Annotated in this window: 13 protein-coding genes; 5 read left to right on the top strand and 8 right to left on the bottom strand. The window is 33.1% G+C overall.

Annotated elements, in window-relative coordinates; translation table 11 throughout:
- The 8 genes from DK441_RS10175 to ruvX all read right to left on the bottom strand — a co-directional run bounded on the left by DK441_RS10175 (position 1) and on the right by ruvX (position 8588).
- Positions 1-945 (bottom strand): nitronate monooxygenase family protein, encoded by a 945-nt coding sequence (locus DK441_RS10175; RefSeq protein WP_109098642.1) that lies wholly within the window; start codon positions 943-945, stop codon positions 1-3.
- 27 nt (positions 946-972) lie between these two features.
- Positions 973-2160 carry a tRNA 2-thiouridine(34) synthase MnmA gene (gene mnmA, locus DK441_RS10170; protein WP_109098641.1) on the bottom strand — a complete coding sequence of 396 codons (1188 nt, stop codon included), beginning with the start codon at positions 2158-2160 and terminating at the stop codon, positions 973-975.
- A gap of 112 nt (positions 2161-2272) precedes the next feature.
- Positions 2273-2962: a toxin-antitoxin system YwqK family antitoxin gene (locus tag DK441_RS10165; RefSeq protein WP_109098640.1), complete on the bottom strand. Its 690-nt coding sequence runs from the start codon at positions 2960-2962 to the stop codon at positions 2273-2275.
- Between the two features lie 147 nt (positions 2963-3109).
- Complete coding sequence (gene yidC, locus DK441_RS10160) at positions 3110-4996, bottom strand: membrane protein insertase YidC (protein WP_074408628.1); 1887 nt, start codon at positions 4994-4996, stop codon at positions 3110-3112.
- Positions 4997-5087: 91 nt separating this feature from the next.
- Positions 5088-6728: a CTP synthase gene (locus tag DK441_RS10155; RefSeq protein ID WP_109098639.1), complete on the bottom strand. Its 1641-nt coding sequence runs from the start codon at positions 6726-6728 to the stop codon at positions 5088-5090.
- 205 nt (positions 6729-6933) lie between these two features.
- A complete protein-coding gene (locus tag DK441_RS10150) occupies positions 6934-7356 on the bottom strand; it encodes a DUF5606 domain-containing protein (protein WP_074408630.1) in 423 nt (140 codons plus the stop codon).
- A 206-nt stretch (positions 7357-7562) separates the two neighbouring features.
- Positions 7563-8153, bottom strand: a complete 591-nt coding sequence (gene def / locus DK441_RS10145) for a peptide deformylase (protein ID WP_109098638.1) — start codon at positions 8151-8153, stop codon at positions 7563-7565.
- A gap of 24 nt (positions 8154-8177) precedes the next feature.
- On the bottom strand, positions 8178-8588 hold the full coding sequence (ruvX, locus tag DK441_RS10140; RefSeq protein WP_025667265.1) for a Holliday junction resolvase RuvX: 411 nt from the start codon (positions 8586-8588) through the stop codon (positions 8178-8180).
- A gap of 127 nt (positions 8589-8715) precedes the next feature.
- Here ruvX and DK441_RS10135 point away from each other — a divergent pair, with 127 nt between their 5' ends.
- The 5 genes from DK441_RS10135 to DK441_RS10115 all read left to right on the top strand — a co-directional run bounded on the left by DK441_RS10135 (position 8716) and on the right by DK441_RS10115 (position 14886).
- A complete protein-coding gene (locus tag DK441_RS10135) occupies positions 8716-9531 on the top strand; it encodes a 2,3,4,5-tetrahydropyridine-2,6-dicarboxylate N-succinyltransferase (protein ID WP_109098637.1) in 816 nt (271 codons plus the stop codon).
- 76 nt (positions 9532-9607) lie between these two features.
- A complete protein-coding gene (locus DK441_RS10130; RefSeq protein WP_109098636.1) occupies positions 9608-10669 on the top strand; it encodes a glycosyltransferase family 9 protein in 1062 nt (353 codons plus the stop codon).
- Positions 10670-10706: 37 nt separating this feature from the next.
- A complete protein-coding gene (locus DK441_RS10125) occupies positions 10707-11474 on the top strand; it encodes a glycosyltransferase family 2 protein (protein WP_109098635.1) in 768 nt (255 codons plus the stop codon).
- A 154-nt stretch (positions 11475-11628) separates the two neighbouring features.
- Positions 11629-14004 carry a TonB-dependent receptor gene (locus tag DK441_RS10120; protein WP_109098634.1) on the top strand — a complete coding sequence of 792 codons (2376 nt, stop codon included), beginning with the start codon at positions 11629-11631 and terminating at the stop codon, positions 14002-14004.
- Positions 14005-14016: 12 nt separating this feature from the next.
- Positions 14017-14886 (top strand): DUF4249 domain-containing protein, encoded by an 870-nt coding sequence (locus DK441_RS10115; RefSeq protein ID WP_109098633.1) that lies wholly within the window; start codon positions 14017-14019, stop codon positions 14884-14886.
- The last annotated feature ends 1 nt before the right edge of the window (position 14887 follow it).

The following is a 14887-nucleotide window of genomic DNA, read 5'->3' as shown; positions in this document are numbered from 1 at the left end:
TTATAGAGAAACATCGTTCATTTTACACTGTACAGTATTGAATTCTGTGATCATATCTTCTATTATGATTCCAGCAGGCTTGATTTCATGAATTAATCCTGACACTTGTCCTATCTCTAACTCTCCTTCGGTTAGATCTCCTTCAAACATACCTCTTTTTGCTCTGGCACGTCCTAATAGTGTTTTTAACTCATCTACCGAAGGTGCAGTAGTATATAATGCTGCTACATCCTGATAAAATTTATTTTTAAGTAGCCTTACCGGCGCTAACTCCTTTAGAGTAAGTTGTGTATCCCCTTCTTTTGCTTCGACCACCATATTTTTAAAATCGATATGCGAAGATGCTTCCTCACTTGCTACAAAGCGACTTCCTACCTGAACACCATCTGCCCCCAGAGCCATAACGGCATACATAGCTGCACCTGTAGCAATACCTCCAGCCGCGATTAAAGGAACGTTTATTCTTTCTTTAACCATAGGAATCAATGCCAGTGTAGTAGTCTCATCTCGTCCATTATGTCCTCCTGCTTCAAACCCTTCTGCTACCACTGCATCAACACCAGCCTCTTGTGCTTTTAAAGCAAATTTAAGGCTACTTACCACATGTACTACCGTAATTCCTTTTTCTTTAAGGTAGGACGTATATATTTTTGGATTTCCGGCAGAGGTAAATACTATTTTTACATCTTCTTCGATGATAATTTGTATAGCCTCTTCCAAATTGGGATATAACATCGGAATATTTACCCCAAAAGGTTTACTGGTTGCTTTTTTGCATTTTTGAATATGCTCCCTAAGCACATCTGGATACATAGATCCCGATCCTATAAGCCCCAATCCTCCTGAGTTACTCACTGCACTTGCTAATCTCCAACCACTTGCCCATATCATCCCTCCTTGTATTATTGGGTATTGAATATTAAATAGCTCTTTAATTTTGTTCATACTATATAAATATGTGTAGTTTAATTTTTATGAGATCACTCCAGACCCAACTAATTCATCTTCGATATACCATGCCACAAATTGACCTTCGGTTATTGCGCTTTGATCATTTTCAAAAACCACATAAACCCCAGAGTCGACCCTATACAATGTTGCTTTCTCTAACGGTTGTCTATATCGAATTCTCGCCATTACTTCTAACTCTTCATCTATCATTAATTTAAGATCATCTCTCACCCAATGCAGCTCTTCTAAAGCTATAAACAAAGCTTTTCTATATAACCCAGGGTGTCTTTTTCCCTGCCCCGTATAAATAGTATTCGTTTCTACATCGGTTTCTATTACAAAAAGTGGTTCTGGTGTACCTCCAACAGCCAACCCTTTGCGTTGTCCTTTAGTATAGAAATGTGCGCCCTGATGTTTTCCTACTACCTTACCATCATTAATATCATACGTATATTTATTAGATAAAAACTCTAATTCCTCTCTTTTGGATACAAATTGAGGATGTTCTCGGTGATATTTTTTTTCTGAAGGAGATACTTCAATAATATTTCCTTGTTTTGGTTGTAATTTTTGTTGAAGAAATTCTGGCAATCTAACTTTCCCGATAAAGCATAATCCCTGAGAGTCCTTTTTATTTGCGGTTGCTAAACCTTGCGCTTTGGCAATATCTCTAACTTCGGGCTTCAGTAATTCACCTACAGGAAAAAGCGTTTTTGCCAGTTGTTCCTGAGATAGTTGACATAAAAAATAGGATTGATCTTTATTAGGGTCTTTTCCTTCTAATAAACGATATACTTCTTTTCCATCTTTTACAATAGTATCCTTCCTGCAATAATGCCCTGTAGCCACATAATCTGCTCCAAGAGATAACGCAATTTTTAGGAAAACATCAAATTTAATTTCACGATTGCACAATACATCCGGATTAGGTGTACGTCCTTTCTCATATTCATTGAACATATAATCAACTATACGTTCCTTATACTCTTCACTAAGATCAACTGTCTGAAATGGTATTCCTAATTTTTCTGCTACCAATAATGCATCATTACTATCATCTAACCAAGGACATTCATCGGATATCGTAACGGAGTCATCATGCCAGTTTTTCATAAACAAGCCAATAACTTCATATCCCTGTTCTTTAAGTAAATATGCGGCAACACTAGAATCAACTCCACCCGATAATCCTACGATTACTCTCTTCATCAAAAATGCTGTATTTAATCTTTAAAATTTTATGCAAAAGTAATAAATAAAAAAAGCAATGCTAGCGCAATGCTTTATGGTTTTATCTATACCGATATTTTATATATCAATCTTAAAACCCTCTTTTTTGAACCGGGAATAATTTTTGTTCAGAGAGTTTTCCTTCTTTATAGTATTTCCACATACCATCTTTACGTCCTCTTTTATAATTTCCTTCGATAATCAATACTCCGTTTGTGTCATAATACTTAGTAACCCCATGTAATTGATCATTATCATAGGTAAATTCTTTTATAATCACACCCGTATCAGAGTACATAGTTCTTTTTCCGTTTTGCTTGCCATTGATATACGAAGTTTTTTCGGTTAACTGGCCATTTTCAAAATAGGTAAGTTGTTCTCCATCTAATTTTCCAGATTGGTATTGCTCAGTCATCATGATCTTATCGGATCCTTTATGGTAATATTTCCATATTCCTATACGGTTTTTACCAATCATCTGGCCCTCACTTATTACTTTCCTTTTTTGAGTAAAGTATGTAACCCTAACAGTATCGCTACTTTTAGAAAACAACTTAATTGCTGTAGGAGAACTACCTCCGTTAGGTTGATAAAATTTAAATTCTCCTATTTCTTTTCCGTGATCAAATTTTCCTTCATAGCGTAGCTGTTCACTACCTTCATATTTTTTTTGCCATTTACCATGTCGTTTACCATTAGCATCAAATGCATTATATTTTTGACCTAAAACAGAGTAACATATAAAAAAAGATAAACTACAAAATAAAAATATACTTCGCATAACTACAATTTAATTTGGGACATTATTTCAACACATCTAATCTCCAAAAAGTATACCAATATTATAAAATCAAATTCACAAAACGAAGGTTAAATTAAAAAAAAGCTCCTTATTCAGGAGCTTTTCTAAAATATATCAACATTAAGGTTATTTCTTTTTTGTCTTTTGTTGTTGTTCTGCCTGTTCCATTAATTCTTTCATCTTTTTCTGGAACTTACCTTGTTTCTTAGGCTTCTTCTTATTTTCTTGAATTTTGGCATGAATCTTATCTTCATCAATAATCACATTTTTAATGACTAACATAATCCCTATAGTAATTAGGTTAGAAATAAAATAGTATAGTGATAAACCACTCGCATAGTTATTAAAGAAGAACAACATCATTAATGGGGATAAATACATAATAAATTTCATATTAGGCATCCCTGGTTGTTGTGTTTGCATAGTTTGCCCTGTAGTCATCATCATGTAGATAAAAATAGCTACCGATGCCAGTATAGGAAATAAACTGATATGATCTCCATAAAAAGGTATAGTAAATGGCAGCTCTGCTATAGTATCATAGCTAGATAAATCATCTGCCCACAAGAAACTTTTTTGTCGTAATTGAAATGCACTTGGGAAGAAATTGAATAGGGCATAAAAAACAGGAATCTGCATTACTGCTGGCAAACAACCACTCATTGGGTTAACCCCTGCTTTACCATAAAGAGCCATTGTTTCTTGTTGCCTCTTCATTGCATTATCCTTATGCTTCTCATTAATTTCTGTAATCTCTGGTCGTAAAACTTTCATTTTAGCCTGTGATAAATATGACTTGTATGTAACAGGAGATAAAATGATACGTACAATAATCGTCATTACAATAATAGCGATCCCATAAGGTAGAAAACCACTTAAAAACGCAAAAAACGGTATAAACAAATACTTATTTATTATCCCAAAAATCCCCCAACCTAGAGGTACTATCTCATCAAGATTACGTTCATAAGTATTTAAAATTCTATAATCAGTAGGACCATAATACCAATCCATTGAATAATTAAGCTCCCCTCCTTGTAGTTCTAAAGGCATAGAGGCAGAAAATTCTTTGGTTACTTTTATATCTTTATCATCCAACTCACTTGAATTTGCTATATTTTTAGAAGTAAAAGATGCTTTTTTGAATGGAGCATCTGTTAGCAGCACAGAAGTAAAGAAATGTTGCTTAAAAGCTATCCAACTCACATCTTGCTCTTCGTCATCTGCAAATTCTCCTTGTCCTAAATAGTCATCTTTATCACCATCATATTCATATAAAACCTCGGTATATCGATTTTCATATGCTGCACTTTTAGCATGTCTTATCCCTTGCAGTTGCCAATCTAAGTTTACTGTTTGACCACTATTAATTACTTGTTGTAACCCTTGAGATCGAACTGTAAAATCAACCATATACTCATCTGGTTTCAGTTCATATCGATACTCTAGAAATTTGGTATTTGAAACCTTTAGTTTCATAGATAAGATTGTATTCTCTCCGTTTTTGGTTATCGTAGGTTCAAAGAATAAATCTTTTGTATTTAGGATTCTATTATCTGTGGTTCCAAAATTAATATTGAAAGAAGCATTTTTCCCATCCTTAATCAGGTACACAGGAACCGAATCATAGGTTTTAAAGTTTTTTAATAATGCTTCAGAGATATACCCTCCTCTATTATTTACTTTAAGGCTCAAAACTTCATTCTCAATCTTCGTAAATTCATCTTTGGCCGAAGGTAAACTAGCAGAATACGAAAATGCTCCTAATTGTGATTTTGCATTAGATAATGCAACAGAATCTGATGGACTTGCTATGATAGCTTCACTTTCTTTTACAAAATCTGTAGTTTTTTCCTTGTCTGTTTTTGTCTCCGACTCTAACTGTTCTTTTTTAGCTTTTTCTGCCTCAATTTCTTCTGGAGTTGGTTGATTTAGATAGAACATCCAAACGATGATTCCAAAAATAAGTGCAAATCCAATTATCGAATTAAGATCAAATTTCTTTTCTTCCATGTATTGATGTATAAAAAGCCTTTATCTGATTACTCAGAAAGGCTTTTAGAATTATATATTGTTATTTTGTTGTCAATTATCTGGCCAATTGCTATCCTTGTGACACTTTGGCATTCTTATTCTTTTTTGAATATTCTACAGCTGCTCTTATAAAAGCAATAAACAAAGGATGTGGGTTTGCAACTGTACTCTTATACTCTGGATGGTATTGAACCCCAACAAACCAAGGATGATCTGGAATTTCTACAATTTCTACCAATCCTGTTTTTGGATTAACCCCTGTAGTCCTAAGTCCTGCTTTTTCTAATTGTTCTTTATAATTGTTATTATATTCATATCTATGACGATGACGTTCGGCTATCATAGATTTTCCGTATGCTTCAAACACTTTACTATTTTCTTTCAATTCACAATCCCAGGAACCTAATCGCATAGTCCCTCCCATATCTATAATATCCTTTTGCTCTTCCATAATATCAATTACTGGGTGCGGTGTATTTTCATCTACTTCTTTAGAAGAAGCTTCTTTAATTCCCATAACATTACGAGAATACTCAATAACTGCCATTTGCATTCCTAAACAAATTCCAAAAAACGGGAGTTTATTTTCTCTTGCAAATTGCACTGCTTTTATTTTTCCTTCTGTCCCACGTTCACCAAATCCCGGTGCTACCAAAATCCCGTCTAAGTGAGCTATTTCATTTTTTATTGTATCGTTAGTAATATATTCTGAATGTATACTTACCACATTTACTTTCACTTCATTCTCTGCGCCTGCATGAATAAAAGATTCTAAAATCGATTTATAAGAATCTTGTAATTCTACATATTTACCTATAAGTCCAATAGTTACCTGGCATTTTGGATTTTTATGTCTTTGTAAAAAATCATTCCATTTCTCCAAATTAGGTTCATCGTCATCTTGAAGAAGTAATTGTTTAAGAACTACTTTATCCAAGCCTTCTTCTAACATCAAATTAGGTACATCATAAATTGTTGATGCATCGATAGATTCTATTACTGCTTCTTGTCTAACATTACAGAAAAGTGCTAATTTTCTTCTTAAATCATCAGAAAGTTCATGTTCTGTTCTACATACTAGAATATCTGCTTTTATCCCGCTTTCCATCAATGTTTTTACACTATGCTGAGTAGGTTTTGTCTTCAACTCTCCTGCTGCTGACAGGTAAGGGATTAAGGTTAAATGAATAACCAAAGCATTAGCATCTCCTAGTTCCCATTTTAACTGTCGTACAGCTTCTATATACGGTAAAGATTCTATATCCCCAACTGTTCCTCCTATTTCGGTAATTACAATATCGTAATTTCCGCTTTTTCCCAGAATCTGTATTCTTTCCTTTATTTCGTTTGTGATATGTGGAACAACCTGAACTGTTTTTCCTAAAAATTCTCCTCTTCTTTCTTTTTGAATAACACTTTGATATATCCTTCCTGTAGTTACATTATTGGCTTGAGAGGTTGGTGTATTCAGAAAACGCTCATAATGTCCCAGATCAAGATCAGTCTCTGCTCCATCATCGGTTACATAGCATTCACCATGTTCATATGGATTCAAGGTTCCCGGATCAACATTTATATATGGATCCAGTTTCTGAATTGTAACCCTGTATCCTCTTGCTTGTAATAATTTCGCCAGAGAAGCTGCTATAATCCCTTTTCCTAAAGAAGAAGACACACCTCCGGTTACAAAAACATATTTGGTATTAGCCATGTAAACTAAATATTTAGTAAGATTGTATTAAAATTTTGCGCAAAAATACAAAGAAGTCATCAAATCATACATCGAAAATCAATCAATATTATGTAACTTATCCATATTCCTTCAACAACTTAAAAATTTGAAAATGAATTCACAACACATATAAAAAAATAAAATCCTGCCTCACGACAGGATTTTATTATAAAAAATTATGTTCTTATTCTTCTTCTTCAGTAACTTTCTCTTCTTCTGCTTCATCAAAATCTGTCAATCCTTTGGATTGTAAAATATTATACCATTGAATTACTTTTTTCATGTCGCTAGCATACACTCTATCCTCATCATAATCTGGTAGCACTTCGCTAAAATAAGCTTCTAATTTGTCTTTAGATTCTTTATGACTTATAGCTTTTTCGCCATTTTCTTTTTCAAAAATCTTTTTAAAGATTTCCCGTAAAGGAACTTCTTCTGTAAATGTATAAATTGCAATTTCGCTAAGCACACTTACATTGTGCCTTATGCTTACCGACAACCTTTTTCCATCTAATAAAGATTCTGCTAAAAACCCACTTCGAGTTTGAGTTTTTAACTCATATAAACCAGGTTTACCCGAAATTGCTAATATTTTATCTAAGCTCATATATTTTTATCTATTTATGATATATTTCTTTTTAAAGGTCAGATCTGTATTAATGCAGATCGATAAGGAATTTACTCGCTAATTATTTCAATCACTATTAAAATTTTTAAAGCTTGTTCATCTCCCTCACAAAGTTGGCAAATATCAGTAGTTCGTTTTAAAAAATCAAACATTTAACCAACATAAATATCAAAAGTAGCCTGTGATTATCTACCTTTTTTCAGTAAAGGAAATCGCATTCTGTATTCTGAATTAATTTTCCCTTTAGAAATATTTGCTAGTTTTCCTTTTATTAAACGCTTTTTAAGGCTCGATAGTTTGTCTGTGAACAAAACACCTTCGATATGATCATATTCATGCTGAATTACTCTTGCCGCCAGCCCATCATAAGTCTCGGTATGCTCTACAAAATTCTCATCAAAATAGTGAATTTTTATAATTTCATTACGAAATACATCCTCTCGTATTTCAGGAATACTCAAACACCCTTCGGCAAAAGCCCACTCCTCACCTGTTTCTTCTAAAATAGTAGCATTAATAAATACTTTTTTAAAATTCTTTAACCGATCTGCTTCTTCTTTAGATAATTCTTCATCTTCAGAAAAGGGTTCTGCATCAACAATAAATAATCGAATAGGAAGTCCAATCTGAGGAGCTGCTAATCCTACCCCATGTGCATTATACATGGTCTCAAACATATTATCCAGCAATTCTGACAATTTGGGATAATCTTTGGTTATTTCTTTTCCTTTTTTCTTCAATACCGGATCTCCGTATGCTACAATGGGAAGTATCATATTTTGTTTCTTATTTCTAATTATTTATCGATTATACAAATAATCTTGCAGTATAATCGTCGCACTAATCTGATCTACTAATGCTTTATCTCTTCTTTTCTTTTTTGAAATACCACTAGCTATCATTGTATCAAAAGCAATTTTAGAGGTAAAGCGCTCATCAATTCTTTTTACAGGAATATCTGGAAGTAATTTATTCAATTTTTCTAAAAAAGGTAAAATTAACTGTTCGCTTTCTGAAGCTTCTCCATGCAACCTTTTAGGTTCTCCTACTATAAAAAGCTCGACCTCTTCCTTAGACACATAATCTTTTAACCATAATAATAAATCACCAGTATCTACAGTAGTCAACCCAGAAGCAATAATCTGCAACTCATCTGTAACTGCAATCCCGCAACGTTTTCCTCCATAATCAATCGCTAAAATCCGTGGCATTCCTTTTTTTTTGCAAAAATATAATATTATTACAAAACGACACTTATTTATTAATGGTTTCCTAAAATATCTATAATCGATACTTTTTTCGAAGGAAGCTATTATCTTTACCAAAATTTTTTATTCGATGAACCAACTAAAGGAAACCATAGAAAAAGCTTGGGAAAACAGAGAGCTTTTAAAAGAATCAAATACCCAAAGTGCAATACGTGAAGTAATTAACTTATTGGACTCTGGAAAACTTAGAGTTGCAGAACCTGTAGAAGGTGGCTGGCAAGTAAATGAATGGGTAAAAAAAGGAGTAGTATTATATTTCCCTATTCAAAAAATGGAAACTCTAGAAGCTGGAATTTTTGAATATCACGACAAAATTCCATTAAAAAAAGGATATGAAGCCAAAGGAATTCGTGTAGTTCCTAATGCTGTTGCCCGTCACGGGGCTTACATCTCTCCTGGCACTATCTTAATGCCTAGTTATGTAAACATAGGAGCCTATGTAGATAAGGGAACTATGGTAGATACATGGGCAACTGTGGGTAGCTGTGCTCAAATAGGAAAAAATGTTCATCTTAGTGGTGGTGTTGGCATTGGTGGTGTTTTAGAGCCATTACAGGCTGCTCCTGTAATTATAGAGGACAATGCATTTATAGGATCCAGATGTATTGTAGTCGAAGGAGTTCGAGTAGAAAAAGAAGCTGTATTAGGTGCTAATGTAGTATTAACAGCATCTACCAAGATTATTGATGTTACAGGAAGTACTCCTGTAGAAAGAAAAGGAGTTGTTCCTTCAGGGTCTGTTGTAATCCCAGGAAGTTATACTAAGAAATTTGCTGCTGGAGAATTTAATGTACCTTGCGCTTTAATTATTGGAAAACGTAAGGAAAGTACAGACAAAAAAACTTCACTTAATGATGCTCTTCGTGAATATGATGTAGCCGTATAGTGTAAAGCATGGAGAAAGAAACTTGAGCTTGTCTTCTCTTTTTTAGGACAAGCTCAATTATTTTGATCAATAGCATATGAAGATTTTGGTTATTCAACAAAAGATGATTGGCGATGTGCTCACAAGTACTATTATTTGTGAAGCATTACGAAAAGAGCACCCTAATGCTACTATTGATTTTTTGGTGAACTCTAATACTAAATCTGTCATAACAGAAAATCCATTTTTTGATCATATTATAGAATTTAAAAATGAATATCAAAATGACAAAAGGGCCTTTTATGCTTTTCTAAAAGAAATACGAAAGTCTAAATATGATCATGTAATCGATGTATATGGGAAATTAGAAAGCAACCTCATCACTCTATTTTCTGGTGCTTCAAAAAGAGTATCTTTCTATAAATGGTATACTCAGTTTTTTTACACAAAAACCATTAAAAGAAATCTTGCTCCTATTACAAATGCTAGTATAGCAATAGAAAATAGATTACGTTTGGTTTTTCCTGAAAACAGAATCACTTCTGAGATTACAAGACCGAAAATATTTTTAACTAAAGAAGAAAAAGAAAAAGCTCGTGAGTTTTTAGAATCCAACGGAATTGTTACCAAGACGCCGTTAATAATGATTAGTGTTTTGGGTAGTGAAATGAGAAAAACACTTCCTTTTGAGTATATGGCAGAAGCTATAGATGCAGTTGTTAAGAATACAGATGCAAATATTCTTTTTAATTACATCCCAAATCAGGAAAAAGATGCCCGTACAATCTACAACCTTACCATGCCTAAAACGCAGAGGCATATTCATTTTGATGTATTTGCCAAAAGTTTACGAGGATTCCTGGCAATTCTCTCTCATTGCGATGCGTTAATAGGCAATGAAGGAGGTGCAGTAAATATGGCCAAAGCACTTGACATACCTACTTTTACTATTTTTTCTCCCTGGATTCATAAAAAAGATTGGAATATGTTTGAGGATGGAGAAAGACAAACATCGGTTCACTTATCTGATTATATGCCTGAATTATTTTTAAACAAAAGTAATAAAGAACTTAAAAAGAATTCTTTAGAACTTTACCCTAATTTTAAAACAGAATTATTCATTAATCAATTGCATAATTTTTTAAGTAAAAACTTGTAATTTGCATTTTTAAAACCAAATCATCATAGAAAAAGAGATTTTACATAGAGAAAAAGTTACCGCTATAGTCCCCTGCTATAACGAAGAACATAATATCAAAGATGTATTAGAATCAGTTTCATTTGCTGATGAAATTATGGTTGTTGATTCTTTTAGTACAGATAAAACGGTCGAAATCGCAAGAGAATATACAGATTTCATTATTCAAAGAAAATTCGATTATCCTTCGTTTCAAAAAAATTGGGCTATTCCTCAAGCTACGCACCAATGGATATTATTAGTTGATGCTGACGAAAGAGTAACCCCTGAGCTTAAAAATGAAGTGCTAGAGGTATTAAAAGATCCCGGAAAAGATAATTTTGTAGCATACTGGATAAAGCGAATGAATCATTTTATGGGAGAAAGGATACATTATAGCGGATGGAGAAATGATAAAGTTATTCGATTATTTCATAGAGATCAATGTAAATATGATGACAGACATGTACATGAAGAAATTGTTACTCCAGGTAAAATAGGAATATTAAAAAATAAATTTTACCATAACACATACACTACCTTTGACGCTTATATCAATAAATTAAACAGATATGCTTCCTGGCAAGCAGAAGATTATGACAAAAAAACAAAACGATTAACTCCATATCATTTTGTAATAAAACCTTTTTGGGCCTTTTTTAAACATTACATTATACAAAGTGGATTTAGAGACGGTGTTCCTGGTTTAGTTATAGGTTATGTTCAGGCATATGCAGTTTTTATGAGATATGTAAAGCTTTGGTTATTTAGAAAAAATCGAAAATAACATTTAGAGGTTTCTATATTATTTCTCAGAAAAAAAATCTTCTTTTTAAAAAAACCAGGCTTATCAGGTTTTTTCGAGGTTCTTCTTTATTTTAGAATACATAATATACAACAGATATAGTTTTGAATAAAAATTGTTTAAAACTATATCAAATATGAAGAAACAACTTGTATACCTATTTTGTTTATTTTGCTTTGGAAGCTATGCCCAGGAAAAATTTTCAATAAGTGGATATGTAAAAGACAATCTTTCTGGAGAAAAGCTACTGGGAGTTAATATTATTATTAATAATACTTACGGAACTACCACAAACGACTATGGTTTTTATTCTATAAACCTAAAAAAAGGCATTCACCAAATTGAAATTAGCTATTTAGGATATAAAACCATTAGTAAAGAGATTAGTATAGCTCGTAATCAGAAAATAGATTTCGATCTCACCGAAGAATTGGCAGAATTAGATGAGATTATAATTTCTTCTAATACAACTCGAAAGAATATCGAGTCGACCGAAATGAGTGTGATATCCTTAAAAGGAGAAACCATCAAAAAACTACCTGCTATACTTGGTGAGCCAGATGTACTAAAATCACTTCAATTATTACCTGGCGTATCCAGTGTTAATGAAGCTTCTTCTGGATTTAATGTAAGAGGTGGATCTGTTGACCAAAACCTTATACTTCTTGACGAAGCTACTATTTATAATGCCTCTCATCTGTTTGGGTTTTTCTCTGTCTTTAATTCTAATGCTATTAAAAATGCAAAGTTATACAAAGGAGGAATCCCATCAATATATGGAGGTAGATTATCATCGGTACTAGACATAAAACAACGAGAGGGTAATACTAAAGAGTTTGGTGGAGAAATAGGAGTTGGTTTAATTTCGGCAAAAGCACTTATAGAAGGGCCAATATTAAAAGGGAATAAAGAAGAAGCTTCTGGAAGCTATATGCTCGCAGGCAGAAGGTCTTATATTGACTTGTTTACTTTTCTTACCGATGATTTTAAAGATAGTTCGCTTTTTTTCTATGACCTCAACCTTAAATCGAATTACAATATTAATACCAACAATCGTTTATTTTTATCAGGATATTTTGGCCGGGATAAATTCGAGCTAGATAAGTTTTTAGGAACCATATGGGGAAACACGTCAGCATCTTTACGCTGGACTAGTATTCTTAACGAAAAACTCTTTTTGCAAACCTCTGCTATCTACAGCAACTACGATTATAACCTTGATAATTTGAGAACAGGATCTGAGTTTAGATGGAAATCTAGTATTACTAACTATAATTTCAAACCAAGGTTATCCTGGTTTATTAATAACAATAATACTCTTAAAACAGGTATCGATATTACATATTATAATTTCAAACCAGGGAAAATATCCCCTTTTAAAGGCTCTACTATTAATGAGGAAGAATTTAGTCAGAAATTTGGTTTAGAAAATGGTGTTTATGCCGATTTAAAACAAAAACTTTCTAAAGATTTAAGTTTGCAATATGGAGTACGTTGGTCAAATTTCTCAAGGTTAGGAAAGGGAGACATTCGTGAATATAATACAGGAACTCCTCTTACCTATAACGCAGAACAAGATATTTATGAAGAAAACGAAGTTACACAGATCACAAATTATAGCTCTGGAAAACGCATTAAAACATTTAATGGTTTTGAACCTAGAATTTCTATTCGATACCTTTTAAACGAATCTAATTCTTTAAAACTAAGTTATAATAAAATGTATCAATATTTACATCTTATTTCTAATACTACCTCTCCTACTCCTCTAGATGTATGGTCGCCCAGTGGTCCGTATTTATCACCACAATCAGCAGATCAGCTCGCACTTGGATATTTTAAATCTTTTAAAAAAGGGAAATATGATCTAAGCCTTGAAGCTTATTATAAAAAACTAAAAGATGTAACCGATTTTATTGACGGAGCAGACCTTTTATTTACTGAAGAAATAGAAACTCAGGTCGTACAAGGAAAAGGAAGAGCATATGGACTTGAAGTACAGCTTAACAAAAACGAAGGCAAGCTTACAGGATGGCTGAGTTATACCCTCGCTCGCTCTGAAAACAAAGTACTGGGTATTAACAATAATAAATACTACCCCAGCAATAGTGATCAATTACACGAACTAAACCTGGTTGGTTTCTATAAACTTAATAATAGATGGGATTTTGGGGCAAACTTCATTTTTGGCTCAGGAAGACCAGTTACTTACCCTACAGGACGATATACACAAAATGGACTAGTAGTAGCCGATTATAACAATAGAAATGGCAATCGATTACCTACATATCACAGGTTAGATATTTCTGCAACATTAAATCCAAAAAAAGGTAAAAAAGGAAAATGGGTTTTCAGTATTGTTAATCTGTATAACAGGCAAAATGCAGCCTCGATCTATTTCAATGAAATTGGCGAAACTAACAACGTAGAGATCGCTACAGGAATGACACAAGCAACCAAATTATCATTCTTTGGGATCGTACCTAGTATATCATACGAATTCAAATTTTAAAAAATTATTAGCATGAAAAATATAATCACCATACTGTTTACGTTATTAATTATAACCGTTTCTTCTTGTGAAACAGATGTTACTAATGATATCTCTCTAGTCGAAACACCACCTCGACTAGTAATCGACGGAGGTTTGGAACGAAATATCAAAACTCCCGTTACCACACAACAAATAAGATTACTAACCACAGCACCTTTTTTATCTAATAAAGATTTTCCTTTCGTTAGTGATGCTCAGGTTACTATATCTAATGGTACGAATTCCTGGATTTTTGAACATACAAACAATGGATTTTATGAAAACTCAGACATAGTCCTGGAAATCGGAAATACCTATACTATCACAATCTTATGGAAAGGAGAAACATACCAGGGAACCGATACGCTACAGGAAGAAGTACCCAGATTCGATAAGTTTTATTTTGAGTTTGAAGAAGAAACCGTTTTTGCAGACGAAGGATACTTTATAAAATTTGATACAACCGATCCTATTAATGTTCAAAATTTTTACCATTACAGACTCTTCAAAAATAATGAGTTCGTCACCGTTCCCGATCCGGGTAATAGTCAAGTATTGGTTGAATCAGACGAGTTTTTTGATGGAAAACAACGTATTGGGGTTAAACCTAACGAAGATATCTTTTTTGAAATTGGAGATATTGCAACCGCACAGCAATTATCTATATCAGAGCCTTATTTTGATTACCTTAAAGAATTATTTACCCAAACTGGAAATTTAGGAAATCCAATAGTTGGTAATCCTCCTCCGGCATCAATACGAGGAAATTTGATAAATTTAGACAATAGTAACAATCGCGCCCTTGGGTATTTTTATGTAGTAGATGTAGAAGAAGATACTGTAACCATTACTGAAAACTAAA

It is taken from the genome of Aquimarina sp. AU58 (assembly GCF_900312745.1).
GTDB classification, from domain to species: domain Bacteria; phylum Bacteroidota; class Bacteroidia; order Flavobacteriales; family Flavobacteriaceae; genus Aquimarina; species Aquimarina spinulae.
This window is presented reverse-complemented; position numbering and strand designations above follow the sequence as displayed.

What these genes read in the sequence shown, in the direction of transcription:
- DK441_RS10175 (WP_109098642.1), bottom strand. Translation starts at nt 945, where the DNA reads ATGAACAAAATTAAAGAGCTATTTAATATTCAATACCCAATAATACAA.
- mnmA (WP_109098641.1), bottom strand. Translation starts at nt 2,160, where the DNA reads ATGAAGAGAGTAATCGTAGGATTATCGGGTGGAGTTGATTCTAGTGTT.
- DK441_RS10165 (WP_109098640.1), bottom strand. Translation starts at nt 2,962, where the DNA reads ATGCGAAGTATATTTTTATTTTGTAGTTTATCTTTTTTTATATGTTAC.
- yidC (WP_074408628.1), bottom strand. Translation starts at nt 4,996, where the DNA reads ATGGAAGAAAAGAAATTTGATCTTAATTCGATAATTGGATTTGCACTT.
- DK441_RS10155 (WP_109098639.1), bottom strand. Translation starts at nt 6,728, where the DNA reads ATGGCTAATACCAAATATGTTTTTGTAACCGGAGGTGTGTCTTCTTCT.
- DK441_RS10150 (WP_074408630.1), bottom strand. Translation starts at nt 7,356, where the DNA reads ATGAGCTTAGATAAAATATTAGCAATTTCGGGTAAACCTGGTTTATAT.
- def (WP_109098638.1), bottom strand. Translation starts at nt 8,153, where the DNA reads ATGATACTTCCCATTGTAGCATACGGAGATCCGGTATTGAAGAAAAAA.
- ruvX (WP_025667265.1), bottom strand. Translation starts at nt 8,588, where the DNA reads ATGCCACGGATTTTAGCGATTGATTATGGAGGAAAACGTTGCGGGATT.
- DK441_RS10135 (WP_109098637.1), top strand. Translation starts at nt 8,716, where the DNA reads ATGAACCAACTAAAGGAAACCATAGAAAAAGCTTGGGAAAACAGAGAG.
- DK441_RS10130 (WP_109098636.1), top strand. Translation starts at nt 9,608, where the DNA reads ATGAAGATTTTGGTTATTCAACAAAAGATGATTGGCGATGTGCTCACA.
- DK441_RS10120 (WP_109098634.1), top strand. Translation starts at nt 11,629, where the DNA reads ATGAAGAAACAACTTGTATACCTATTTTGTTTATTTTGCTTTGGAAGC.
- DK441_RS10115 (WP_109098633.1), top strand. Translation starts at nt 14,017, where the DNA reads ATGAAAAATATAATCACCATACTGTTTACGTTATTAATTATAACCGTT.